This window comes from Pseudomonas sp. EA_15y_Pfl1_P101, assembly GCF_963970835.1.
GTDB lineage: Bacteria > Pseudomonadota > Gammaproteobacteria > Pseudomonadales > Pseudomonadaceae > Aquipseudomonas > Aquipseudomonas tritici.
This window is the reverse complement of the sequence record NZ_CAXAPA010000003.1, coordinates 84,339-108,258: the sequence shown is the minus strand read 5'-3', so window position 1 is coordinate 108,258 and position 23,920 is coordinate 84,339. Positions and strand designations below refer to the sequence as shown.

At 61.1% G+C, this 23,920-nt stretch carries 23 protein-coding genes; 8 read left to right on the top strand and 15 right to left on the bottom strand.

The features are described 5' to 3' along the window. Positions 1–87 precede the first annotated feature (87 nt). The 8 genes from gcvP to arcD (AACY36_RS05175) form a co-directional block, all read right to left on the bottom strand. Positions 88–2,928, bottom strand: coding sequence for an aminomethyl-transferring glycine dehydrogenase (gene gcvP, locus AACY36_RS05210; RefSeq protein WP_339417178.1), 2,841 nt, complete (start codon positions 2,926–2,928; stop codon positions 88–90). A gap of 10 nt (positions 2,929–2,938) precedes the next feature. After that, positions 2,939–3,322: a glycine cleavage system protein GcvH gene (gene gcvH / locus AACY36_RS05205; protein ID WP_339417177.1), complete on the bottom strand. Its 384-nt coding sequence runs from the start codon at positions 3,320–3,322 to the stop codon at positions 2,939–2,941. A gap of 407 nt (positions 3,323–3,729) precedes the next feature. Continuing rightward, positions 3,730–5,238: a sigma-54-dependent transcriptional regulator gene (locus AACY36_RS05200; RefSeq protein ID WP_339417176.1), complete on the bottom strand. Its 1,509-nt coding sequence runs from the start codon at positions 5,236–5,238 to the stop codon at positions 3,730–3,732. A gap of 111 nt (positions 5,239–5,349) precedes the next feature. Further along, positions 5,350–5,712 (bottom strand): DUF5064 family protein, encoded by a 363-nt coding sequence (locus AACY36_RS05195; RefSeq protein ID WP_339417175.1) that lies wholly within the window; start codon positions 5,710–5,712, stop codon positions 5,350–5,352. Positions 5,713–5,730: 18 nt separating this feature from the next. Then, the gene (arcC, locus tag AACY36_RS05190; RefSeq protein WP_339417173.1) at positions 5,731–6,660 is read right to left on the bottom strand and encodes a carbamate kinase; all 930 of its coding nucleotides are present in this window, start codon (positions 6,658–6,660) and stop codon (positions 5,731–5,733) included. A gap of 156 nt (positions 6,661–6,816) precedes the next feature. Next, positions 6,817–7,827, bottom strand: a complete 1,011-nt coding sequence (locus tag AACY36_RS05185; RefSeq protein ID WP_339417172.1) for an ornithine carbamoyltransferase — start codon at positions 7,825–7,827, stop codon at positions 6,817–6,819. An 11-nt stretch (positions 7,828–7,838) separates the two neighbouring features. Continuing rightward, positions 7,839–9,095: an arginine deiminase gene (gene arcA, locus AACY36_RS05180; RefSeq protein ID WP_339417171.1), complete on the bottom strand. Its 1,257-nt coding sequence runs from the start codon at positions 9,093–9,095 to the stop codon at positions 7,839–7,841. 41 nt (positions 9,096–9,136) lie between these two features. After that, positions 9,137–10,564 (bottom strand): arginine-ornithine antiporter, encoded by a 1,428-nt coding sequence (gene arcD, locus AACY36_RS05175; RefSeq protein ID WP_339417170.1) that lies wholly within the window; start codon positions 10,562–10,564, stop codon positions 9,137–9,139. A 447-nt stretch (positions 10,565–11,011) separates the two neighbouring features. Here arcD (AACY36_RS05175) and arcD (AACY36_RS05170) point away from each other — a divergent pair, with 447 nt between their 5' ends. Both arcD (AACY36_RS05170) and AACY36_RS05165 read left to right on the top strand, forming a co-directional pair. After that, complete coding sequence (gene arcD / locus AACY36_RS05170) at positions 11,012–12,439, top strand: arginine-ornithine antiporter (protein WP_339417168.1); 1,428 nt, start codon at positions 11,012–11,014, stop codon at positions 12,437–12,439. Beyond that, a complete protein-coding gene (locus AACY36_RS05165) occupies positions 12,436–13,299 on the top strand; it encodes a DNA-3-methyladenine glycosylase family protein (protein ID WP_339417166.1) in 864 nt (287 codons plus the stop codon). Before arcD (AACY36_RS05170) ends, AACY36_RS05165 begins: the two co-directional genes overlap by 4 nt. Before the next feature lie 97 nt (positions 13,300–13,396). On the opposite strand, the gene AACY36_RS05160 is transcribed toward AACY36_RS05165, so the two are convergent. The 7 genes from AACY36_RS05160 to AACY36_RS05130 all read right to left on the bottom strand — a co-directional run bounded on the left by AACY36_RS05160 (position 13,397) and on the right by AACY36_RS05130 (position 18,922). Then, positions 13,397–14,746 (bottom strand): CoA transferase, encoded by a 1,350-nt coding sequence (locus tag AACY36_RS05160; protein ID WP_339496796.1) that lies wholly within the window; start codon positions 14,744–14,746, stop codon positions 13,397–13,399. 40 nt (positions 14,747–14,786) lie between these two features. Continuing rightward, the gene (locus tag AACY36_RS05155) at positions 14,787–16,130 is read right to left on the bottom strand and encodes a sensor histidine kinase (RefSeq protein ID WP_339417164.1); all 1,344 of its coding nucleotides are present in this window, start codon (positions 16,128–16,130) and stop codon (positions 14,787–14,789) included. Between the two features lie 68 nt (positions 16,131–16,198). Continuing rightward, the gene (locus tag AACY36_RS05150) at positions 16,199–16,663 is read right to left on the bottom strand and encodes an LTXXQ domain protein (RefSeq protein WP_032890971.1); all 465 of its coding nucleotides are present in this window, start codon (positions 16,661–16,663) and stop codon (positions 16,199–16,201) included. A 162-nt stretch (positions 16,664–16,825) separates the two neighbouring features. Next, the gene (locus AACY36_RS05145; protein WP_339417163.1) at positions 16,826–17,503 is read right to left on the bottom strand and encodes a response regulator transcription factor; all 678 of its coding nucleotides are present in this window, start codon (positions 17,501–17,503) and stop codon (positions 16,826–16,828) included. Positions 17,504–17,510: 7 nt separating this feature from the next. Beyond that, positions 17,511–17,918: a translation initiation factor 2 gene (locus AACY36_RS05140; RefSeq protein WP_339417162.1), complete on the bottom strand. Its 408-nt coding sequence runs from the start codon at positions 17,916–17,918 to the stop codon at positions 17,511–17,513. 106 nt (positions 17,919–18,024) lie between these two features. Next, a complete protein-coding gene (locus tag AACY36_RS05135; protein WP_015885584.1) occupies positions 18,025–18,324 on the bottom strand; it encodes a YciI family protein in 300 nt (99 codons plus the stop codon). Between the two features lies 1 nt (position 18,325). Further along, entirely contained in the window at positions 18,326–18,922 is a 597-nt protein-coding gene (locus AACY36_RS05130) for a septation protein A (protein WP_314568617.1), read from the bottom strand. An 87-nt stretch (positions 18,923–19,009) separates the two neighbouring features. On the opposite strand from AACY36_RS05130, the gene AACY36_RS05125 reads away from it, so the two are divergent. The 6 genes from AACY36_RS05125 (at position 19,010) to rluB (ending at position 23,886) form a co-directional block, all read left to right on the top strand. Further along, the gene (locus tag AACY36_RS05125; protein WP_339417158.1) at positions 19,010–19,873 is read left to right on the top strand and encodes a PHP domain-containing protein; all 864 of its coding nucleotides are present in this window, start codon (positions 19,010–19,012) and stop codon (positions 19,871–19,873) included. A gap of 13 nt (positions 19,874–19,886) precedes the next feature. Beyond that, positions 19,887–20,516 (top strand): L-threonylcarbamoyladenylate synthase, encoded by a 630-nt coding sequence (locus tag AACY36_RS05120; RefSeq protein WP_065873575.1) that lies wholly within the window; start codon positions 19,887–19,889, stop codon positions 20,514–20,516. Between the two features lie 120 nt (positions 20,517–20,636). After that, on the top strand, positions 20,637–21,335 hold the full coding sequence (locus AACY36_RS05115; protein WP_175403020.1) for a segregation and condensation protein A: 699 nt from the start codon (positions 20,637–20,639) through the stop codon (positions 21,333–21,335). 12 nt (positions 21,336–21,347) lie between these two features. Next, on the top strand, positions 21,348–22,292 hold the full coding sequence (scpB, locus tag AACY36_RS05110) for an SMC-Scp complex subunit ScpB (RefSeq protein WP_339417157.1): 945 nt from the start codon (positions 21,348–21,350) through the stop codon (positions 22,290–22,292). A 49-nt stretch (positions 22,293–22,341) separates the two neighbouring features. Next, a complete protein-coding gene (locus AACY36_RS05105) occupies positions 22,342–22,533 on the top strand; it encodes a DUF1289 domain-containing protein (RefSeq protein ID WP_339417156.1) in 192 nt (63 codons plus the stop codon). Positions 22,534–22,677: 144 nt separating this feature from the next. Continuing rightward, the gene (rluB, locus tag AACY36_RS05100; protein WP_181080089.1) at positions 22,678–23,886 is read left to right on the top strand and encodes a 23S rRNA pseudouridine(2605) synthase RluB; all 1,209 of its coding nucleotides are present in this window, start codon (positions 22,678–22,680) and stop codon (positions 23,884–23,886) included. Positions 23,887–23,920 lie beyond the last annotated feature (34 nt).

Below are 23,920 nucleotides of genomic sequence, written 5' to 3'. Positions count from 1 at the left end.
TCCATCTGGCAGACCGAGGTGAGGCTATCGCAGGCAAGCCAGCTCCCACACAAGCCAGCTTTCACATCTAATCGAGCACAGCCTCAGTTATGCGTAGCTCTCGATCGACGGGCATGCACACACTAGGTTGCGATCGCCAAACACGTTGTCGACCCGGCCAACCGGCGGCCAGTATTTGCCTTCGATCAACGAAGCCACCGGGTACACAGCCTGTTCACGGCTATACGGGTGTGTCCACTCGCCCACCAGCTCGGCTGCGGTGTGCGGCGCGTTCTTCAGCGGGTTGTCATCCTTGTCCAGGGTGCCGTTTTCCACGGCGCGGATTTCTTCGCGGATGGCGATCATGGCGTCGCAGAAGCGGTCCAGTTCTTCCTTGGATTCGCTCTCGGTCGGCTCGATCATCAACGTGCCCGCGACCGGGAACGACATGGTCGGCGCATGGAAGCCGAAGTCGATCAGGCGCTTGGCCACGTCATCTACGCTGATGCCGCTGCTGTCTTTGAGTGGGCGCAGGTCTAGGATGCATTCATGCGCTACCAGGCCGTTGCTGCCGGTGTAGAGCACGGGGTAGTGCTCCTCCAGACGACGGGAAATGTAGTTGGCATTCAGGATCGCCAGTTGCGAAGCGCGCTTGAGGCCCGCGCCGCCCATCATGCTGATGTACATCCAGGTGATCGGCAGAATGCTTGCGCTGCCGAACGGCGCCGCGCAGACCGCGCCTTCCTTGCGTTCCATGGCTGCGTGGCCTGGCAGGAACGGCGTGAGGTGCGACTTGACGCCAATCGGGCCGACGCCCGGGCCGCCACCGCCGTGGGGAATGCAGAAGGTCTTGTGCAGGTTCAGGTGGGACACGTCGCCGCCGAACTTGCCCGGTGCGCACAGGCCGACCATGGCGTTCATGTTGGCGCCGTCGATGTACACCTGGCCGCCGTTGTCGTGAATGATGCCGCAGATTTCGCGGATACCTTCTTCGAACACACCATGGGTGGACGGGTAGGTAATCATCAGCGCGGCGAGGTGGTCGCGGTGCTCGATGGCCTTGGCGCGCAGGTCTTCGATATCGACGTTGCCACGCGCATCGCAGGCTGTGACGACAACGCGCATGCCAGCCATGTTGGCGGTGGCAGGGTTGGTGCCGTGGGCCGACGATGGGATCAGGCAGATGTCGCGGCGTTCATCGCCACGGCTCTGGTGGTACGCACGGATGGCCAACAGGCCCGCGTACTCGCCTTGGGAGCCGGCGTTCGGCTGCAGGGAGATTGCATCGTAACCGGTGGCCGCGCAGAGCATGGCTTCCAGGTCGGAGGTCAGCTCCAGGTAACCGGTGCTTTGCTCGGCCGGGGCGAAGGGGTGCAGGGCACCGAACTCGGCCCAGGTCACCGGGATCATTTCGCTGGCGGCGTTGAGCTTCATGGTGCACGAGCCCAGCGGGATCATGGTGCGGTCCAGCGCCAGGTCCTTGTCGGCCAGCTTGCGCAGGTAGCGCATCAGCTCGGTTTCCGAGTGATAACGGTTGAACACCGGGTGGCTGAGGACGGGCGACTGGCGCAGCAGTGCGGCCGGTAGGGCGCTGTCAACGTTGGCAGTGAAGGCTGGCAGCGGCTTGCCGTCGGCGAAGATGCTCCACAGCGTTTCGATATCCGCCTGGGTGGTGGTTTCGTCCACCGACACGCCAAGACGCTCAGCGTCCACCACACGCAGGTTGATGCGCTGGGCACGGGCCTTGTCGTGCAGGGCGGCGGTGTTGGCGCCGGTGTTGAGGGTAATGGTGTCGAAGAAGTTGGCTTGCTCGACTTTCAGGCCCAGGGCGGTCAAGCCCTTGGCCAGGATCGCGGTCAACTGGTGCACGCGCTGGGCGATCTGGGTCAGGCCTTTGGGGCCGTGGTACACGGCGTACATGCTGGCGATGTTGGCCAGTAGCACCTGGGCGGTGCAGATGTTGCTGGTGGCCTTTTCGCGGCGGATATGCTGCTCGCGGGTCTGCATCGCCAGGCGCAGGGCCGGCTTGCCGAAACGGTCGACGGACACACCTACCAGGCGGCCCGGCATGTCGCGCTTGAACGCATCCTTGGTGGAGAAGTACGCCGCGTGCGGGCCACCGAAGCCCAGCGGCACGCCGAAGCGTTGCGCGCTGCCGATGGCCACGTCGGCGCCGAATTCACCCGGTGGGGTCAGCAGGGTCAGGGCCAGCAGGTCAGCGGCTACCGCGACCAGTGCGTTGGCGGCGTGGAAGCGCTCGGTGAGCTCGCGGTAGTCGAACACGTCACCGTTGCTGGCTGGATATTGCAGCAGGGCGCCGAAAAACGGGGTGACGTCGTTCAGTTCGCGCTCATCGCCTACGACCACATCGATACCCAACGGCTCGGCACGGGTGCGCAGCACGTCGAGGGTTTGCGGGTGGCTGTGGATCGAGGCGAAGAAGGCATTGCTGCCCTTGTTCTTGCTCAGGCGTTTGCAGAAGGTCATGGCCTCGGCGGCAGCGGTGGCTTCGTCGAGCAGGGAGGCGTTGGCGATCGGCAGGCCGGTGAGGTCGCTGATCAGGGTCTGGAAATTCAGCAACGCTTCCAGGCGGCCTTGGGAAATCTCTGGCTGGTACGGCGTGTAGGCGGTGTACCAGGCCGGATTTTCCAGCAGGTTACGCAGGATCGGCGACGGCGTGTGGCAGTTGTAGTAGCCCTGGCCGATGTAGGTTTTGAACAATTGGTTCTTGCCGGCGATGGCCTTGATCCTGGCCAGGGCCTCGGCTTCGCTCAGGCCGTCTTCCAGGCCGAGCACGCTGGTGCCCTTGATGCTTTCCGGGATCACGCTGGCGCTCAGGGCTTCCAGGGAGTCGAAACCCAGGCTGGCCAGCATGTGCTGCTCGTCTTCCTGACGCGGGCCGATGTGGCGGGCGATAAATTCGTTGGCAGTGCTCAAGTTGATCGTCATGGCGCGCTCCTCAGGCTTCAGCGTTGGCTTTGATCAGGCGGTCGTACGCGTCCTGATCCAGCAGTTTAGCTACCGCCTCGGCGTCGGCCGGTTTAAAGCGGAAGAACCAACCTTCGCCCATCGGGTCTTCGTTGACCAGTTCCGGGTTGCCATCGAGTTTTTCGTTCACTTCGAGCACTTCACCGTCCAAAGGCATGTACACGCCGCTGGCGGCTTTTACGGACTCGACGGTAGACGCTTCGGCGCCCTTGTCGTAAGCCTGCAACTGCGGCAGTTGCACGAAAACCACATCACCCAGCGCGTTCTGCGCAAAAGCGGTGATCCCCACGGTGACGCTGCCGTCAGCTTCGGCGCGCAGCCATTCGTGATCTTCAGTGAAACGCAACTCGCTCATGGAAACTCCTCGGGGCCAGATTCGTCTGGTGGACGGGATTGGAATAATGGGGAGTTACTTAGCAATATCGCGGCCAAGCTTGTTAAAGCCTTTTAAATCAAGGGTTTAATAAAAAATGGTTATGACGATAGGGCATTTGGCTGTAGCGATTTCGCTACACTCCGACGCGCAGAAAAAAGCCTATGCGGATCAAAGCCTTGCATGGCGCGCAAAAAACAAGGTTGTAGCGATATCGTTCCGCTGTAGCGCTTTCAGTACAGCCGATGTCGTTCTCAGACCAACTTTTGCAATACGGTCCTGTGGGCGCTGGCTGGCCTGCGATGGCGGTCCATCAAACCCAAATGGGCCGGCTGACCCACCGCTATCGCAGGCCAGCCAACTCCCCCATTGAGACTGCGTTTGTTCAGTCAGGGTTTGTTGGGAATGCCGTACTTGCGCAGGCGATGGGCAATCGCCGTGTGGGAAGTCTGCAAGCGGCTGGCCAGTTGGCGCGTCGAGGGGTAGCTGCTGTAGAGCTTTTCCAGCAGGCTGCGCTCGAAATCTTCCATGGCCTGTTCCAGGCTGTCGACTTCACCGTCGCCCTGGCGCGCTACTGACGTGCCGGCGATGTCGAGGTCGCCAATGTCCACCAGGCTGCTTTCACAGATGGCGGCGGCTCGGAAGATCACGTTTTGCAACTGGCGCACATTGCCCGGCCAGCGGTTGCCCAACAGCGCCGGGTAAGTGCCGGGCGCCAGGCGGCAGACCGGACGTTGGATCTGCGCACAAGCCTGCTGCATGAAATAGCGCGCCAGCAGCAGGATGTCCTGGCCGCGTTCGCGCAGCGGCGGTACTTCGACGTTGAGCACATTGAGGCGGTAGAACAAGTCTTCGCGAAAGGTGCCCTCGCTGACCATCTTTTCCAGGTCGCGGTGGGTGGCGCTGAGGATGCGCACATTGACCTTCACTTCACGGTCGCCACCGACGCGACGGAAGCTGCCGTCATTGAGAAAACGCAGCAGCTTGGCCTGCAGGTACGGCGACATCTCACCGATCTCATCCAGGAACACCGTGCCCTGGTTGGCCAACTCCATCAGCCCCGGCTTGCCGCCGCGTTGCGCGCCGGTAAAGGCGCCCGGTGCATAACCGAACAGTTCACTTTCGGCGAGGTTTTCCGGCAGCGCCGCGCAGTTCAATGCCAGAAAGGGCGCGCTGTGACGCGCGCTGATGGCGTGGCAGGCACGTGCCACCAGCTCCTTGCCGGTGCCGGTTTCGCCTTGAATCAATAGCGGTGCATCCAATGCCGCCACCCGCTGCGCGCGCGCCTTGAGCGTGCGGATGACGGGGGATTCGCCGAGCAGCGCATCAAACCCTTCGGCATGGTCGTGGTGCAGCGCCGACAGTTGTTCGCCGATACGGTTGGGTTGGTAGAGGGTGAGCAGGGCACCGGCGTCGGTGATCGGCGTGGCGTCCAGCAGCAAGGTCTGGCCGTTGACGCTGATCTCACGCAGCGGCAGGCGAAAGCCGTGTTCCAGCAACGTGTCCAGCAGCGTCGGGTCGTTGAACAGCTCGCTGATGCTTTCCCCGGCCGGTTCGCGGCCATACAGGGCGATCAGTGCCGGGTTGGCCAACAGAATCTTGCCGGCGCTATCCAGGGCCAGCACCGGGTCGGTCATGGCGGCCAGCAGGGCATCGAGTTGCAGGTGGCGGCGTTGACCGGGGAGGATATCCACCACCGTGACCGCCTGTACGCCGTGCACGCGGAAGAGGGCGTCGCGCAGCGCTTCCAGCACCTCAGCGCTCAGGGTCGGCGCATCGATGTAGACATTGGGCGGCACCATTTCCACCGCATCCAGGTTGAGATTACGCCCACCGAGCAAGGCCAGGACTTCCTGGGTGATGCCGACGCGGTCGATGAAGCTGACGTGGATACGCATGGGGCGGATCTTGATTCTGGAGTGCGGAGGGTGGCCAGTATGCCTTGGAGATGATGGAGATCAAAATGTGGGAGCAAGCCAGTCAGCTCCCACAGGGGATTTGCGGTGTTGTTACTCCAGGTGCTCGGGCTTGACTGGATCACCCGGCTTCACATCCAGCTGATGCCGCACATCCTCGAACATCAAGTCGTACTGCTTGTGCATCGAGCCGTTCAACACCGCGGTCTTGGGCATTCCATACTTCTGCGCAATATTCATCGCATGCCGCGCAAAGTCGAACGCCTGGTCCTTGGGCAGGAAGAACGCTTCCTTGAGGTCCTTGCCCTGCACCGAGCCATGCAGCGTGAACAGCATCCCCTTGCCTTCCTTGGGGTCCTGGCTGACTTCATACTCGATGCACAGGTTGTAGCTGTAGTCCTGGGCATTCAGCGCGTGACGTTCAACGTGCAAGTGACCGGGTTCAAAGGTGGCCATAGGCGTCTCTCCTCCACTTCACAGATAGGTGATGCCAGGTTTTGCCGTGCTGATGCGTGTACCGGCGCTGCCCTGGACGATGGCTTCGATGTCCGAGAGTGAACCGATGACGGCGGTTTTGCCAGTCTGGCGGGCGAACTCGCAGGCGGCTTGCACCTTGGGCCCCATGGAACCGGCGGCGAAGCCGAGTTTTTCCATTTCGTCAGGGTGGGCCTGGCCGATGGCTTTTTGGGTCGGCTTGCCGTAGTCGATGAAAGCGGCGTTGACATCGGTGGCGATCACCAGCAAATCGGCGTCCAGTTGCGCAGCCAGCAAGGATGAGCAGAGGTCTTTGTCGATCACCGCTTCGATGCCTTGGAGCTTGCCGTCTTCGCCGTACATTGTCGGGATGCCGCCACCTCCGGCGCAGATCACGATGGCGCTTTTTTCCAGTAGCCACTTGATCGGGCGGATTTCAAAGATACGTTTCGGCCGTGGGCTGGCGACCACACGGCGGTATTTATCGCCGTCTGGTGCAATTGCCCAGCCTTTTTCGGCGGCGAGCTTTTGCGCTTCGGCCTTGGAGTACACCGGGCCGATGGGCTTGGTCGGGTTCTGGAACGCTGGGTCCTTGGCGTCGACTTCCACCTGGGTGAGCAAGGTGGCGAACGGCACTTCGAAGTCCAATAGATTGCCCAGCTCCTGCTCGATGATGTAGCCGATCATGCCTTCGGTCTCGGCGCCGAGCACGTCCAGCGGGTAGGGCGAAACCTGGGTGTAGGCCGCCGCCTGCAATGACAGCAGGCCGACTTGCGGGCCATTGCCGTGGGCGATCACCAGCTCGTTGCCGGTATGGATCTTGGCGATCTGCTCGGTGGCGATGCGAATATTGGCGCGTTGGTTGTCCGCCGTCATGGGTTCACCACGGCGGAGCAGGGCGTTGCCGCCCAGGGCTACGACGATGCGCATACAAAGTGTCCTTCTGAAAGTTCTGATGAAGGAACGCGGTCAATGTGGGAGCTGGCTTGCCTGCGATAGCATCACCGCGGTCTGCTTGATAGACCGAGGTGCCTGCATCGCGGGCAAGCCCGGCTCCCACATTTGTCCTCATTGCCAACTTAAGGGTTAGATATCCGCCAACGCCGACACCAGAATCGCCTTGATGGTATGCATGCGGTTCTCCGCCTGCTCAAACGCAATGTTGGCCGGCGATTCAAACACCTCTTCAGTCACTTCCACGCCATTGGCCAGGTTCGGATAGCGCGCGGCGATGTCCTTGCCGACCTTGGTTTCGCTGTTGTGGAACGCCGGCAGGCAGTGCATGAACTTCACGCGTGGGTTGCCCGAGGCTTTCATCATCTTGGCGTTGACTTGGTAGGGCAGCAGTTGCTCGATGCGCTCGTCCCACGCTTCCACCGGCTCACCCATCGACACCCAGATATCGGTGTGGATGAAGTCCACGCCTTTCACGGCTTCTTTCGGGTCTTCGGTGATGGTGATGCGTGCGCCGCTTTCTTCGGCGAACGCCTGGCATTGCTTGATGAAATCTTCGTGCGGCCACAGGGCTTTCGGCGCACCGATGCGCACGTCCATGCCCAGCTTGGCGCCGATCATCAGCAGCGAGTTGCCCATGTTGTAACGGGCATCGCCGAGGTAGGCGTAGCTGATGTCATGCAACGGCTTGTCGCTGTGTTCGCGCATGGTCAGGGTGTCGGCGATCATTTGCGTCGGGTGGAATTCGGCGGTGAGTCCGTTGAACACCGGCACGCCGGCGAATTTGGCCAGCTCTTCGACGATTTCCTGCTCGAAGCCACGGTACTCAATGGCATCGAACATGCGCCCGAGCACCCGGGCGGTGTCTTTCATGCTTTCTTTGTGGCCGATCTGCGATGAAACCGGATCGATATAGGTGACGTGGGCACCCTGGTCATGGGCTGCGACTTCGAAAGCGCAACGGGTGCGGGTCGAGGTTTTTTCGAAGATCAGCGCGATGTTCTTGCCTTTCAGGTGCGCACGCTCGGTGCCGGTGTATTTGGCGCGTTTGAGGTCTCGGGACAGGTCCAGCAGGTAGTTGAGCTCGCGGGTGGTGTGGTGCATCAGCGAGAGCAGGCTGCGGTTGCGCATGTTGAAAGCCATGATGGATCTCCTTAATAGTCGATTGGGTCGCGGATGATCGGGCAGGTCATGCAGTGGCCGCCGCCACGGCCGCGGCCGAGTTCACCGGCGCTGATGGTGATGACTTCCACACCGGCCTTGCGCAGCAAGGTGTTGGTGTAGGTGTTGCGGTCGTAACCGATCACCACGCCAGGCTCCACGGCGACTACGTTGTTGCCGTCGTCCCACTGCTCGCGTTCGGCGGCGAAGCTGTTGCCACCGGTTTCAACCACACGCAGGGCCTTGAGGTTGAGCGCTGCGGCTACGGTCTCAAGGAAGTTGGTTTTCTCGCGTTGGATATCGATACCGTGCGGCTTGCTTTCGTCAGGGCGCAGGGTGAAGGGGACGATTTGGTTGACCACTTCGGGGAAGATGGTGACCAGGTCGCGGTCGCAGAAGCTGAACACGGTATCCAGGTGCATCGCCGCGCGGGATTTCGGCAGTCCGGCAACGATCACGCGTTCCACGGCTTTGTTTTTGAACAAGTTGCGCGCCAATTGGCCGATGGCTTGGTGGGACGAGCGTTCGCCCATACCGATCAAGACCACGCCGTTACCAATGGGCATCACGTCGCCGCCTTCCAGCGTGGCGGCACCGTGTTCCTGGTCGGGGTCGCCGTACCAGATCTGGAAGTCCGCGTGGGTGAACTCAGGGTGGAATTTATAGATGGCGCTGGCCAACAGGGTTTCCTGGCGTCGCGCCGGCCAGTACATCGGGTTCAGCGTCACGCCGCCGTAGATCCAGCAGGTGGTGTCACGGGTGAACTGAGTGTTGGGCAGCGGGGGCAGGATGAAACTGGCGTGGCCGAGGAAGTCGCGGAACATCTCGATGGTCTTGCCACCAAAGCTGCTCGGCAGGTCATCCGCCGATACGCCGCCGATCAGGAACTCAGCGATCTTGCGCGGCTCCAGACTGCGCAGCCACGAGCTGACTTCATCGACCAGGCCCAGGCCGACCGTGTTGGAGGTGATCTTGCGCGCCAGGATCCAGTCGAGCGCTTCAGGGTTGGCAACGATGTCGGTCAGCAGGTTGTGCATTTCCAGCACATCAATGTCCCGCTCGCGCATCTTGGTCACGAAGTCGAAATGGTCGCGCTTGGCCTGGGCCACCCACAACACGTCATCGAACAGCAGTTCATCGCAGTTGTTGGGCGTCAGTCGTTGATGGGCCAAGCCTGGGGAGCACACCATGACTTTGCGCAGTTTGCCGGCTTCGGAATGTACGCCGTACTTTACTTTTTCCGTGGTCATTACAGATCCTCCAAGGAACAACAGTTTCTTTGGGTAAAAAGCTACAAGGTCAAAAAGCCGTCGTAGAGCCCATACGCCGCCACCAGGGCGCCAATGACCACTGCGGCGAAAATCAGCTTCTCGACGAGGGTGAAAATCGGTTTGCCCAGTTCACGCTTGGCCTTGGCGAACAGGATCGCGCCGGGGGCGTAGAGCAGGGCGGAGAGCAGCAGGTATTTGGTGCCGCCGGCGTAGAGCAGCCAGATCGCGTAGATCAGGGCGACCGCGCCAATGAACAGGTCTTTCTTGCGTTCGGCCAGGGCGTTTTCGTAGGTTTCGCCACGCACCGCCAGCAGCAGGGCGTAGGCCGCCGACCACAGGTAAGGCACCAGGATCATCGAGGTGGCGAGGTAGATCAGCGACAGGTAGGTGCTGGCGGAAAACAGTGTGATCACCAGGAAAATCTGCACCATCGCGTTGGTCAGCCAAAGGGCATTGACCGGCACGTGGTTGGCGTTTTCCTTACGCAGGAACTCCGGCATGGTGTGGTCCTTGGCAGCGGCGAACATGATCTCCGCACACAGCAGCACCCATGACAGCAACGCCCCGAGCAGCGAGATGATCAAGCCGACGCTGATCAGCACCGCGCCCCAGTGGCCCACCACATGCTCCAGCACGGCGGCCATCGACGGGTTCTGCAGCTTGGCCAGTTCTGGCTGAGTCATGATCCCCAGCGACAGTACGTTCACCAGCATCAGGAACAGCAACACGGTGATAAAACCAATCACGGTAGCCTTGCCCACGTCGGAGCGTTTTTCCGCACGGGAGGAGAAGATGCTTGCGCCTTCGATGCCGATGAACACCCACACGGTGACCAGCATCATGTTGCGCACCTGGTTCATCACACTGCCCAGGTCAGGGTTTTTCACGCCCCAGATGTCTGCGGTGAAGATGTCCAGCTTGAACGCGAACACTGCGATCAACACGAACAGCACCAGCGGCACGATCTTGGCGACGGTGGTCACCAGGTTGATGAACGCCGCTTCCTTGATCCCGCGCAGCACCAGGAAATGCACGGCCCACAGCAGTACCGACGCACCGATCACTGCGGCCGGCGTGTTGCCTTCGCCAAAGATCGGAAAAAAGTAGCCGAGGGTGCTGAACAGCAACACGAAGTAACCGACGTTGCCCAGCCAGGCGCTGATCCAGTAGCCCCACGCGGAGGAGAAACCCATGTAGTCGCCAAAACCGGCCTTGGCGTAGGCGTACACCCCGCCGTCGAGGTCGGGCTTGCGGTTGGCAAGAGTTTGAAAGACAAACGCGAGGGTCAGCATGCCGATGGCGGTAATCACCCAACCAATCAACACCGCACCGACATCGGCGCTGGCGGCCATGTTTTGCGGCAGTGAGAAGATCCCGCCACCAATCATTGAACCGACGACAAGTGCAACCAGTGCGCCTAATCGAAGTTTTCCGGGAGATTCAGACATCGCATAACTCCAATGCAGGAGAAGAGAGGCCGCAGAATAATGCCGTGCGCTAATCAATCATCTGACTCAGATCACTTCATTGGCAGATACCTTTGTGAATTAATAACTTGAGGTTGAAAGCTTCAGGCACGAATTTTCCGCGCAAAGCCGCTTCCCAGAGCGATCCCTGCGTTTTGATTAATCATTTAGTGCTGCCTATGGGCGTTTGAAGCTAGACCGTTTTCTCGAATGTGCAAACTTTGCGAAAATGCGACAGCAAGTAGCGTGGAAGCGACAAGGTAGTCGCCGTATTTAAATCATAAGTAAGCCTAAACTATACAAGCTGTCATGCCGTTGGGTTATGGGCGTAGCGTTTTTATCGCAGTCTCTAATAAACGATACACTGGCTGAGTTAATTAGTTGAGTGCACGGTTGTTAGCTCGAATTATTATTTATTCAGGAGTGTTCATGTCCCAACCGGCCCAAAAACTTCGACTCAGTGCTTTGATTGCCTTGGTAGTGGGCTCGATGATCGGCGGCGGGATCTTCTCCCTACCGCAGAACATGGCCGCGCGCGCCGAGGTAGGTGCCGTATTGATCGGCTGGGCGATCACCGCCGTCGGCATGCTGACCCTTGCGTTTGTGTTCCAGACCCTGGCCAATCGCAAACCCGATCTGGACTCGGGGGTGTATGCCTACGCCAAGGCGGGTTTCGGCGACTATATGGGCTTCTCCTCCGCATGGGGCTATTGGATCAGCGCCTGGATGGGCAACGTCGGTTACTTCGTGTTGCTGTTCAGCACCCTCGGTTACTTTTTTCCGGTGTTTGGCCAGGGCAACACACCAGTGGCCATCGGCTGTGCGTCGTTGCTGCTGTGGGGCGTACATTTCCTGGTAATGCGCGGGATCAAGGAGGCGGCCCTCATCAACCAGATCACCACGGTGGCCAAGATCGTGCCGTTGCTGATGTTCATCGTGATCGCCGCCGTAGCGTTCAAGGCGGATATTTTCACCCGGGACATCTGGGGCCTGGGTAATCCGGGCATCGGCAATGTGGTGGACCAGGTGCGCAACATGATGCTGGTCACCGTGTTTGTGTTTATCGGCATCGAGGGCGCCAGCGTGTATTCGGCGCGCGCCGAGAAACGCTCGGACGTGGGCCGCGCCACGCTGATCGGCTTTCTTGGCGTGTTGGCGTTGCTGGTGCTGGTGAATGTGCTGTCCCTGGGGATCATGAGCCAGCCGGAGCTCGCGCAGTTGCAAAACCCGTCCCTGGCCGGTGTGCTGGAGCATATCGTCGGGCCCTGGGGCGCGATGGCAATCAGCATTGGCCTGGCGGTGTCACTGCTCGGCGCCTTACTGTCCTGGGCGCTGCTCTGCGCGGAAATTCTCTACGCCACCGCCCATGACAAGACCATGCCGGCCTTTCTGAAAAAGGAAAACGCCAACCAGGTGCCGGTCAACGCGTTGTGGCTGACCAATGTGATGATCCAGGCCTTCCTGGTGATTACACTGTTTTCCCACAGCACCTACACCACCCTGATTTACCTGGCCTCGTCGATGATTCTGGTGCCGTACCTGTGGTCGGCGGCGTATGCGGTGTTGTTGAGCGGGCGTGGCGAAACCTATGAGGGCGCTCACGGCCAGCGCATGAAAGACTTGCTGGTGGGCCTGATCGCCCTCGGCTATGCGGTGTGGCTGCTCTACGCTGGCGGCTTGAAGTACCTGCTGCTGTCGGCGCTGCTGTATGCACCGGGCGTGATCCTGTTTGCCCTCGCCAAGCGTGAGCAGGGCCAGCCTCTGTTTACCCACCTGGAAAAAGGCATTTTCAGCTGCGTGATCGCGGGCGCCGGGTTGGCGGCGTATGGGCTGTATAGCGGAGTGCTGTCGCTGTGAGACTGGCGTATCAGCCGCCTTATGACTGGGCGGCGATGGTGGGTTTTCTATCGGCGCGCGCTATCGCTGGGATGGAGACGGTCGAAGCTGGCATGTACCGGCGCAGTATCAGCGTGAGCGGCCAGCACGGCTGGCTCAGCGTGGTACCGGGGGCTGGCGATTGGTTGGACGTGGCGGTGGAGTTTCCAGAGGGTTCGGCGCTGCCTGAGATCGAACGGCGCCTGCGCAAGCTGTTTGATCTGGATGCCCAGCCTCAGTTGATCAACGCGCAATTGGCGACGGACCCGTTGATGGCGCAGTTGGTGGCGGCGCGTCCCGGCCTGCGCGTGCCGGGCACTTGGGATGGCCTGGAACTGGCGATTCGGGCAGTGCTGGGCCAGCAGATCACGGTAGTGGCCGCGATTCGTTTGGCGGGCAAGCTGGTGGCGCAATACGGTCAGCCGCTGCAAACACCGTATGCGGGTATCACGCATGTTTTTCCCACGCCCGAGGTATTGGCGGCTGCGGACCTGGCGACCTTGGGCATGCCCAAGGCGCGTGGGCGCACGTTGTCGGGTGTCGCACAGGCGTTGCTGGATGATCCTGAAGTGTTCGAACCCAAGGCCAGCCTCAAGGAAGGCGTGGCACGGCTGGTGGCTTTACCGGGGATTGGCGATTGGACGGCGCAGTACATCGCAATGCGCCAGATGCGTGAGGCGGATGCGTTTGCGACGGGGGATATCGGGCTGATTAATGCGCTGGCAGCGTTGGCGGGTGGGCCGGTTTCGGCGCGGCAGTTGTCGGCGCGGGCCGAGGCTTGGCGGCCGCTCAGGGCTTATGCGGCGCAGCATTTGTGGACGTCGTTGCAGCGGTCAGATTGATAGTGTCTGTACGGGCCTTATAGCAGGCAAGCCAGCGCCCACAGTTGGAATGCGGTCAAGTGTGGGCGCTGGCTTGCCTGCGATAGCGCAGGTCAGATCACCACTGCGGCCGGTGCGACCCCAATTCCCCAGCCGGCAAATCCCACTGCAACGGCGTGCCGCTGATGGTCAGCGGCGCCAACAACCGATGGGCCTGGCCCCAGGTTGTTTGCTCCATCACCAAACCCTGATCCCCTGGCTCTTCAGTGCGCAACCCCGGTTGCTCCGGCACCTGTCCCGCCTCCACCAATAACTTCGCCGTACGTGCCAACGACAACCGCGCCGAACCGCCGCGCCCGGTTTTCAACCGTTCGCTCAATGCCTGAATCGCACTGGCCGCCATCAAATACCCGGTCGCGTGATCCAGCGCCTGCAACGGCAGCGGCACCGGTTTATCCGATTGTTTCCAGGCCATGCCCGCGTCGGCAATCCCGCTGCTCATTTGCACCAGGCTGTCGAAACCCCGGCGATTTCGCCACGGGCCGCTCCAGCCGTAGGCGTTGAGACTCACGTCGATCAGGCCGGGGGTGAGGGTTTGCAGTTCGTTGGCGGTGTAACCCAATTGCTCCAAGGCGTCGGCACGGTAGCCGTGGAACAGAATGTCGGCCTCCTTGAGCAGGCTTTCGAAAATCCGACGGCCTTCTGGGGTCTTCAAGTCGAGACGGGCACAGCGTTTGCCGAGGGTCATTTCCGGTACTACGCCGGGTTCGTTCCAGGTCGGCGAGTCGATACGCAGCACGTCGGCGCCCAGGCCCGCGAGAAAACGACTGGCCACGGGGCCGGCCAGCACGCGAGTCAGGTCCAGCACCTTGATGCCCGCGAGTGGCCGCGTCACCGAGCCGAGCCAGGGTTTGTCGGCGTCGGGTTCAAAGGTCTGGCGCTGCACCAGGTCTTCAGCATTCACCGCCAACCCTTGCGGGTGCACTTGCCAGGCCTGCCAGGCACGCATCTGCGCCGCACAGCCACCTTCATCGACAATCGCCTGTTCCAGTTCAGCGGCGCTCCATGGGGCAACGCGGGCAGCCATCTCGGCACGGTCAGTGACTTTGCCTAACACCCGCTCGGCGGCGCCTCGGTGATGGGGGGCGTTGGTGTGCAGGCGAATCCAGCCATCGGCGCTGGCATAGTCACCGGCTACCGGATCCCACAGCGGCGGCACTTGCCAGCCCACCGGGCGAATCGAGGATGAAAACCAGAAAGAGGCGAGGCGCCGGTCCACGCTGACGCCGGGCAAGCGCCCGGTCTGTTGCTGGATCAACTGGGCCAAGGCCTGGCCGGCAGCGCCGATACTGGCGCTGGCCAGTTCGGTCACGGCTAAAGTCGAGGGCAGGGCGCCGGCTTCGGTAAAGGTCAGGGGCGTTTGCGGCAGGTCGAGTGCAGCTTGGATGGGAGTCAGCAGGTCAGTCATCGAAGGCCCTCCGTAAGAGAAGGGCCACTATAAGAGATGATCAGCCCGGTGTGACAACCCCAGGCACCAACGGCAGGTCGATGCTGGCGATAAAACCACCCTCTGCAGGGTTGGCCAGGATCAGGCTGCCACCGTGGCGTTCGGCGGCGCGACGGGCAATCGCCAGGCCCAGGCCGTGGCCTTGTGCTGTTTGGCCGGGAGCGCGATAGAACGGTTCGCCCAACTGGCTCAAGTGTTCGGCTTCAACGCCTGGGCCGTGGTCGCGCACGCTGATCAGGATGCGCTCGCCCAGGCGCTGGGCCTGCAACTCGATCGGCAATCCCGGCGGGTTAAAGCGCTGTGCATTGCGCAGCAAGTTATCCACAGCACGTTCGATCATGGTCGGCCACCCCTTGAGGTGCAGGTCGGTGTGAGTGATCAGTTTCACTGCTTGGTCCGGCGCGCTAAGTTGCGCGTCTTTCTGCAGGGTCTTGAGCAGCGGGTTGAGGTCGATGTCTTCGGCGCTGGCATTGTCGGCGTCGACACGGGCCAATACCAGGATTTCGCTGATCAGCGCTTCCAGTCGATCGCATTCGCGGGTCAGGCGTGGCCAGAGTTTTTCCCGCTCTTCGGGGTTGGCGCGTTCGGCCAAGGCCAGGGCGATTCGCAAGCGGGCCAGGGGCGAGCGCAGTTCGTGGGACACGTCCCGCAGCAATTGGCGCTGACTGCCGATCAGGCTTTGCAGGCGCGCGCCCATGCGGTTGAAGTCGGTGGCCAACACGCCGAACTCATCGCGCCGGTTAGCCAGTTGCGCCAAGCTGTTTTGCTGGTAGGTGGCCTGGCCGAGGTCATGCACTGCACCGCGCAGACGGCTGAGCGGGCGAGTGATGGACAACGTCACCAGCAGGCTGAACAGGGTCAGCACTACCAGCGCAATTGCCAGTGCACTCAACGGCCACGTCAGGCTACTGCGGTGCCATTCGTCCAGTTCCGGGTGCGGGATGCGGTAGATCAACAGGTAGGTGTCGCCGGTTTTTGCACTGGTGTATTCGGCGGTCAGGCGGCGCCAGGGCAGATGGCCGTCCTGGCTGTCATTCTGGCGAGCTTCGAAGGCGGCGGCGCGACGTGGGAAAGTACCGCGCACCACCGGGTCGCCGCTTTCGTTGAGCACTTGCACGTCGATGTGGTACTGGCGTTTGCGCTGCTGCAGCAGATCCTGCGCAGCGACCTCACCCTGGGCTTCGTAGCGTTGGGTCCACTCTTGCGCCAGGTTATTGAGGCCGGGGTGACGGCTGAGAATCCAGGCATCTTGATTGAGCATGTGCCCAATCAGGATCGACAACCCGGCAACCAGGGCGATGGCCAGCCAGAAACTGGCCAGGATGCGCCAGAACAGTGAACGCACAGGAAACCCTCAAACAGGAAAAGCCCAGTGGCGCAGGCCACTGGGCTGGGAACGTTAATGGGAGGGCATTATTGCGCTTTTTGCGGCTGTTGCGCTTTCCAGGCTTGGAATTCCTTCCATTCGGCACGACGCTGTTCTTGCTTCTTGACGATCTCGTCGAACTTTTTCTGCTGGTCAGGCTTGAGTACCGCGCGGATATCGGCCTGGGTTTTCTGCTTGCCGGCGGCGATTTCGTCCTGCATGGCTTTCTGGTCAGCGGCTGGCAGTTTGTCCAAGTACTTCTTGGTCAAGTCTTTGCGAGCGTGCCATTGGTCGCCCATCAGTTTGCCGATCTGCTGGCGCTGTTCCTTGCTCAGGTCCAGTTGGCTGAAGGGGCCGCCTTTGCCACGCGGACCGTGTTCACCGCCGTGGCCCGGGCCACCCATCATGTGACCTTCCGGGCCACCCATCGGGCCTGGGCCTTCTGGCATTGCTGCCATGGCAACGGTCGGCAGGGCAGCGGCGAACATCAAAGCGATAAGGGTCTTGCGCATGGTGATTCTCCTGTCTCTATTCCGGTGAGTCCGGATGTGAGTAGATTACGGAGATCAAGGTCAGCCGCCGTCAGGAGAGGGTAAAGGTTTGGTAAGGGGGAGGGGGCAGCTGCAAGTCTTTAGCTGCAAGCGGCAAGTAAGAGCTTTTCGCTTGCAGCTGCTTTAAAGACTGTAATAGTAACCACGGCTACGCAATGCCACGATCCGCGGCCGGCCATCCGGGTGCGGGCCGATCTTTTTGCGCAGGTTGCTGACGTGCATGTCCAGGCTGCGATCGTAAAGGGTCAACTTGCGGCCCAGGGCGATCTGCGCCAGTTCCTGTTTGTCCAGTGGCTCGCCGGGCTGGCGTAGCAGGGCTTCCAGCAGACGACTTTCGGAGACGGTGAGGGTGAATTCCTGTTCATCGATGCTGACCACGCCGCGCACCGGGCTGAAGCACAAGTCGCCCAGTTCCAGCTGTGAGGACACGGCGGCCGGGTGGCTGCGGCGCAGCACGGCGCGCAGGCGAGCGGTAAGCTCGCGGGGGTCGCAGGGCTTGGCCAGGTAATCGTCGGCGCCCAGTTCCAGGCCGAGGATGCGGTCCAGGGGTTCGCCGCGGGCCGAGAGCATCAGCACCGGCAGCTCCGGGTGGTCGTTGCGCAATTGCTTGAGCAGCTCCAGCCCGCTGCCGTCGGGCAGCATCACGTCGAGCACCACCGCCGCCGGGGCGCTGTCGGCCAAGGCTTTGCGGGCGCTCAAGCCGTCATGGCAGGCGCGCACCTGGAAGCCTTCCTGGCTCAGCCAACGGGTCAGCAGCTCGCAGAGCTCCTGGTCATCATCTATCAGTAACAGCTCGCTCATGACTCACTCAATTTAGCCATTGTCGACGGCGACGGTGCCCACCGCTGGCGAAGATCCCGCACAGCAGGGCGATCAGAGCGACGGCCCCGCCGGTGACAAACCATTGCTGTTGCTCGGTCAGCCAGCGGGTCAAGGCGCCGCCCTGTGAATCTTTGAGTTGCTGGGCCAGGCGTTGATTCTCTTGGCGAAGGCGACTCAATTGGGCGCTTTCGCGGGAGGCCTCCGCACTTTGCAGCTGCTTGCCCAGTTCTTCACGCTGGCGTTCGCTTTCTTTCAAACGTTGCTGCAACTCGGTGATCTGGGCGCCGGCACTCAAGGACAGGGGCGTGGAACTGCCGGTGTTCGAGGTTTCTTCAGCGTGGGCCGTAGCCCCGATCATTAACACTGCCAACAGACACAACTGACGTAAGCGCATCGGAACTCCTGATTCCACACGAATATTCAGAACGTTGTCGGCAGGTTACTCAGAATAATGAGCAATTAGGAGCGCGCCGAACTGAAATGGTTCGGCGCGACCTGAGTCAAGGCAGGACTTGCTTGAACGGCTTGATCACGACGTCAGCGTAAACGCCTGCTGCAACGTAAGGATCGGCCTTGGCCCAAGCCTGGGCATCGGCCAGGGAGGCGAACTCGGCGACGATCAGGCTACCGGTGAAACCGGCATCGCCTGGGTCATTGCTGTCCACCGCCGGATGCGGGCCAGCCAATACGATACGGCCTTCGGCTTGCAGCTGTTTGAGGCGCTCGACGTGCGCCGGGCGCACGGAAAGGCGCTTTTCCAGCGAGTTGGCAACGTCGGTAGCAATGATGGCGTAGAGCATGTCAGTCCTCGGTTTTTGGCGTGGTAGGGTCGGTGTCATGCAGATGGCGCGACAGGTAAATACCCTGGGCAACCAGGAACAGCACGGTCATGCCAAGGCTGCCGAAGACTTTGAAGTCGACCCAGTAGTCCTGGAAGGTGAACGCCACGAACAGGTTGGCGGCGCCGCAGAACAGGAAAAACACGATCCAGGCGATGTTCAGGCGCACCCACACCGGCTCTGGCAGGGTCAGGGCATGGCCCATGATCCGCTTGATCAGCAGGCGGTCACCGATGAAATGGCTGCCGATAAACGCCAGGGCGAACAGCCAGTTCACCACCGGGGCTTTCCATTTAAGGAAGGTTTCGCTGTGAAAGGCCAGGGTCAGGCTGCCGAAGACCAGGCACGCAACCAGGGTCAGCCATTGGCTTTTTTCCAGTTTGCGCTGGGAGATGAAGAGGGCGCCGTAGACCACGAGTGAGCTGATGATGAGCACGGCGGTGGCGCTGTAGATGCCCCCGAACGTCAGCTCATGGCCGGCCAGATCAATGACCCTGGGGTCGAGTTTGTAAACGATGAAAAACAGCAACAGCGGGATGAAGTCGATGAATTGTTTCACAGTAAGAGCCAGAAGCTGGATGTGGCGGCATAATAACAAACATCCTTGGTAGCGAAAGCGCCAGCTGACTTGAGGTTACAAAGCCCCGTGAATGTTGATTTGCACTGCCACAGCACGGCCTCCGACGGCGCCCTGGCGCCTGCGGTACTGGTTGCGCGTGCGTTTGAAAAAGGCGTGCGAGTCCTTTCGTTGACCGACCACGACACCCTCGAAGGGCTGGACGAAGCCCGCGAAACCGCGCAGGCGCTGGGCATGCAGCTGGTCAACGGTGTGGAATTGTCCTGCACCTGGGGCGGCGCCACCATTCATGTGCTTGGCTACGGGTTTGATCAGAAAGCCCCGGCATTGGTGCAGTCCATCGCTAATTTGCACGATGGCCGTTGGCTGCGGTCAGAAGAAATAAGCCGCAAACTCAGCCTTAAAGGCATGCCCAATGCCCTCGACGGCGCCCGCGCCATCCAGCAGCAACTGGGCGACAGCGGCAACGCACCGGCCCGGCCGCATTTTGCCGACTGGATGGTACGTGAAGGTTTTGTTAAAGACCGTGCCGAAGCCTTTCGCAAATGGCTGGGCGCCGGCAAGTTGGGGGATGTGAAGTTGCATTGGCCGACCTTGGAAGACACCGTCGAGACCCTGCGCGCCTCCGGGGCCTGGGTCAGCCTGGCGCACCCTTGGCATTACGATTTCACCCGCAGTAAGCGCCGCAAGCTGATCAGCGACTATATTGGTGCGGGTGGCCACGCGATTGAAGTGGTCAATGGGCATCAACCCGCCGAACAGGTGGGCAGCCTGGCGATTCTTGCTCGCGAATTTGGTCTGCTGGTCAGCGCCGGCAGTGACTTTCATGGCCCAGGCGGCTGGTCCGAGATCGGCGAGTATCGCCAGGTCCCGGAGGACTTGCCGCTCTTGTGGGGGCGATTCAAGCATGACCCCATTATTGCCACCGTCTGAACAGGTAGAACACGTGAGTCAATTTTTCCAGATTCATCCGGAAAACCCCCAGGCGCGCCTGATTAAACAGGCCGTCGAGATCATTCGCGCCGGCGGCGTGGTGATCTACCCGACGGATTCGTCCTACGCTATTGGTTGCCAGATCGGCGACAAGGGCGCGGTAGAGCGTGTAAGGCGACTGCGTGACCTGGACAAGAACCACAACTTTGCGCTGATCTGCAGCGACTTGTCCCAACTAGGGCTGTTCGCCAAGGTCGACACCGGCACCTTCCGCCTGCTCAAGGCTCACACGCCGGGCCCCTACACGTTCATTCTCAACGCCACCCGTGAAGTGCCGCGCCTGCTGCTGCACCCGAAGAAACGCACCATCGGTCTGCGCGTGCCGGAGCATCCGATTGCCCTGGCGCTGCTGGCCGAGCTGGGTGAGCCACTGATGAGCGTGTCGTTGATCATGCCCGGCGACAGCGAACCGCTGGAAGACCCGTACGAAATGCGCCAGCTCCTGGAAAAACAGGTGGACCTGATCATCGACGGTGGCTTCGGGGGTGGCAAAGCCTCTACGGTGATCAACCTGGCCGACGGCGAACCGGAGGTAATCCGTGTGGGGTGCGGTGACCCGGCTCCGTTTATGGTTGAGGCCTGAATGTCGTCTGTGGAAACCGTCGACAGCCAGGCCGGCGCCCAGCAGGAACTGCCATTTGCAATGGTGTATGGCCAGGCCGTGCTGGAAATGCCGCTGGACTTGTACATCCCGCCGGACGCCCTGGAAGTCTTCCTTGAAGCCTTCGAAGGCCCGCTGGACTTGCTGCTCTACCTGATCCGCAAGCAGAACATCAACATCCTCGACATCCCGGTGGCGGAAATCACCCGTCAGTACATGGGCTATGTCGAGTTGATGCAATCGGTGCGCCTGGAACTGGCCGCCGAGTACCTGGTGATGGCCGCCATGCTTGCCGAGATCAAGTCGCGCATGCTGCTGCCGCGCTCGGAGACGGTTGAGGCCGAAGAAGACGACCCGCGCGCCGAACTGATCCGTCGCCTGCAAGAATACGAGCGCTTCAAGGCGGCCGCCGAAGGCATCGATGGCTTGAGCCGGGTCGGCCGTGACGTGGTGGTGCCCAAACTCGACGCGCCCGAGGCCCGTGCGCGCAAGTTGTTGCCGGACGTGAGCCTGGAAGAATTATTGATGTCCATGGCCGAGGTATTGCGCCGTGGGGATATGTTTGAAAGCCACCAGGTCAGCCGCGAAGCGTTGTCGACCCGCGAGCGCATGAGTGATGTGCTGGATCGCCTCAAGGGCGGCGGGTTTGTGCCTTTTGTCGAACTGTTTACGAAAGAAGAAGGGCGCCTGGGGGTGGTGGTGACGTTTATGGCGATCCTTGAATTGGTCAAGGAATCCTTGGTCGAGCTGGTCCAGAATGAGCCTTTTGCGGCTATCCACGTGCGGGCGCGAGCCGAATAAAGAGCTGAATCGATGAATCTGACTGAACCCCGCGAATTGGCGACGCTGCTGGAGGCTTTTCTCCTGGCCTCGGGTAAACCGCAATCCCTGGAGCGCTTGTTCGAACTCTTTGAAGAGTCCGAGCGCCCTGAGCCGCCGGTGTTCAAGAAGGCGCTGGAGATATTGCGCAAATCCTGCGACGGCCGTGCCTTTGAACTGCGCGAGGTGGCGTCGGGTTATCGCCTTCAGATCCGTGAGAAGTTTTCCCCGTGGGTTGGGCGTTTGTGGGAAGAGCGCCCGCAACGTTATTCGCGGGCAATGCTGGAAACCATGGCGCTGATCGCCTACCGCCAGCCCATCACCCGAGGCGAGATCGAGGACGTACGTGGCGTGGCGGTCAATAGCCATATCGTCAAGACCTTGCTGGAGCGCGAGTGGATCCGCATCGTTGGCTACCGTGACGTTCCCGGCAAACCGGCGATGTTTGCCACCACCAAGGTGTTCCTCGACCATTTCAACCTGAAAAACCTCGACGACCTGCCGCCGCTCGCCGAACTGCGCGAAATGGAGCCAGACCCGGTGCTGGACTTCGACGACGCCCCCGTGCCCGCCAGTTTGCAAGCGTTGGCGGATGCCAGTGCCGAGCCGGAAGAGCCGAAGGACGAGACCAGTTTCCACACGTTGTTGCTGGAACTGGACGACATGGAGCAGGGGATCAAGACCGACTTCGACGATTTGCTGCGTGACGGCGCGGTTGAACCTGAAACCCAGCTGAACGTTGAAGTTGAGCCTGAAGTCGAACCTGAGATTGAGGTTCAGCCTGAGCCCGAGGAAGATAGCCTCGGCGTCGCCGAAGCCCGCGAGAAACTCCTGGCCGCCGTCGCCGCCCTCGAACAGCCGCCGCTGAGCGACGAAGAAGACGAAGCCCGCGCCCTGGCCGAAGCCATCGAAAACGAGCGCCGCGAGTTCGAAGACTGACGTGAGCAAGCCCGTACACATTTGATTATTGTTGCCAGGGAGAAATCATATGAGTTCAACCAAAGACCCCTGCATCAGCGTCTGCAAATTCAGCGACGACATTTGCGTCGGCTGTGGCCGCAACAAGCGCGAAATCCGTGCCTGGAAGAAACTCGACAAGGTCGACAAGCGCACAGTGTTGGCCGAGGCCGAGCTCCGATTGCTGGCGCTGGGCGCCACCGGTCGGCGGAAAAGCAAATGACTTGGGTCATATCGACTAGTCTGTGATGCGCAACGCGCGTCATGTGCGTATGATTCGCGACCCTTTGCCGAGCTATTCGGCCAAAGCCCCGCTTTCAACACTCTTCAGGCCACGCCTGAATCGACCCACCGGGAGGTGCTTAAGATGAACGACAAAGACCAGAACGACAGCCAGGAAATCGGCCCAGCAGGTGAAAAACTGCAAAAGGTGCTGGCGCGTATCGGCGTGGGCTCGCGCCGCGACGTCGAAGCCTGGATCACTCAGAAGCGCATCAAGGTCAACGGCGTCGAGGCCACCCTCGGCCAGCGCGTCGACCTGCACGATGCAATCACCATTGATGGCAAGGTCATCAAGCGTGAAGAGGCCGCCGAATCGGTGCGCCGCGTGATCATGTACAACAAGCCCGATGGCGAGATCTGCACCCGTGACGACCCGGAAGGCCGTCCGACCGTGTTCGACAAGATGCCTAAGCCAAAAGAAGGCCGTTGGATCAACATCGGTCGTCTCGACATCAACACCACCGGCTTGCTGATGTTCACCACTGACGGTGAATTGGCCAACCGCCTGATGCACCCGTCCTACGAGATGGACCGCGAATACGCTGTGCGTGTGCGTGGCGAAGTCGATGACGAGATGATCGAGCGCTTGAAAGCCGGCGTGGTGCTGGAAGACGGCCCGGCCAAGTTCACCGATATCAAGCAGGCCCCTGGTGGCGAAGGTTTCAACCACTGGTACCACTGCGTGGTGATGGAAGGTCGTAACCGTGAAGTCCGTCGCCTGTGGGAATCCCAGGGCCTGGTGGTCAGCCGCCTGAAGCGCGTGCGTTTCGGTCCGGTGTTCCTGAACTCCGACCTGCCGATGGGCCGCTGGCGCGAAATGAGCCAGTACGAAGTCGACATCCTCAGCGCCGAAGTCGGCCTGACACCAGTCGCGATGCCGCAGATGAACGCCAAGAGCAAAGACAAGCTTGAGCGTATGCAGCGTAAATCGTCGCGTCCGGTTGCTCGTACCGAGCGCGTTGCCCGCACCCTGCGCCCTGCGCTGAATGCACCGGCTACCGGCGGTCGTATTTCCCGTGAGCCGCAGATCGAAGGCGAGCGTCGTCCAACTGCGCCATCGCGCCAGGAAGGCGAGCGTGCTCCTCGCACGCCGCGCCCAGCTCCGGCCGGTGGTCGCAGCAATCGCGGTGAAGCGGATCGCCCCGCCGACAGCGCCAGCACCAAGCGTCCGGCCAAGCCGGCGGCAAACAAGCGCCCCGGCCCGAAACTGGTCGCGGACGAGCCGTCGGGCAAGCGCCGTGGCGCTCCGGCCGGTTCGGGTCAGCGTCCTGGTTTTGGTCGTAAGAAGCCTTAAGAGCAGCGGCAAGCTTTTAGCTTCAAGCTGCAAG

Coding starts and splice junctions, on each gene's coding strand:
- gcvP (WP_339417178.1), bottom strand. CDS start 2,928: ATGACGATCAACTTGAGCACTGCCAACGAATTTATCGCCCGCCACATC.
- gcvH (WP_339417177.1), bottom strand. CDS start 3,322: ATGAGCGAGTTGCGTTTCACTGAAGATCACGAATGGCTGCGCGCCGAA.
- AACY36_RS05135 (WP_015885584.1), bottom strand. CDS start 18,324: ATGCTCTACGCCATCATTGCTACCGACGTTGCCAACTCGCTGGAAAAG.
- AACY36_RS05105 (WP_339417156.1), top strand. CDS start 22,342: ATGAGTTCAACCAAAGACCCCTGCATCAGCGTCTGCAAATTCAGCGAC.
- arcA (WP_339417171.1), bottom strand. CDS start 9,095: ATGACCACGGAAAAAGTAAAGTACGGCGTACATTCCGAAGCCGGCAAA.
- scpB (WP_339417157.1), top strand. CDS start 21,348: ATGAATCTGACTGAACCCCGCGAATTGGCGACGCTGCTGGAGGCTTTT.
- AACY36_RS05145 (WP_339417163.1), bottom strand. CDS start 17,503: ATGAGCGAGCTGTTACTGATAGATGATGACCAGGAGCTCTGCGAGCTG.
- arcC (WP_339417173.1), bottom strand. CDS start 6,660: ATGCGCATCGTCGTAGCCCTGGGCGGCAACGCCCTGCTCCGCCGTGGT.
- rluB (WP_181080089.1), top strand. CDS start 22,678: ATGAACGACAAAGACCAGAACGACAGCCAGGAAATCGGCCCAGCAGGT.
- AACY36_RS05185 (WP_339417172.1), bottom strand. CDS start 7,827: ATGGCTTTCAACATGCGCAACCGCAGCCTGCTCTCGCTGATGCACCAC.
- arcD (WP_339417168.1), top strand. CDS start 11,012: ATGTCCCAACCGGCCCAAAAACTTCGACTCAGTGCTTTGATTGCCTTG.
- AACY36_RS05140 (WP_339417162.1), bottom strand. CDS start 17,918: ATGCGCTTACGTCAGTTGTGTCTGTTGGCAGTGTTAATGATCGGGGCT.
- AACY36_RS05150 (WP_032890971.1), bottom strand. CDS start 16,663: ATGCGCAAGACCCTTATCGCTTTGATGTTCGCCGCTGCCCTGCCGACC.
- AACY36_RS05160 (WP_339496796.1), bottom strand. CDS start 14,746: ATGACTGACCTGCTGACTCCCATCCAAGCTGCACTCGACCTGCCGCAA.
- AACY36_RS05200 (WP_339417176.1), bottom strand. CDS start 5,238: ATGCGTATCCACGTCAGCTTCATCGACCGCGTCGGCATCACCCAGGAA.
- AACY36_RS05195 (WP_339417175.1), bottom strand. CDS start 5,712: ATGGCCACCTTTGAACCCGGTCACTTGCACGTTGAACGTCACGCGCTG.
- arcD (WP_339417170.1), bottom strand. CDS start 10,564: ATGTCTGAATCTCCCGGAAAACTTCGATTAGGCGCACTGGTTGCACTT.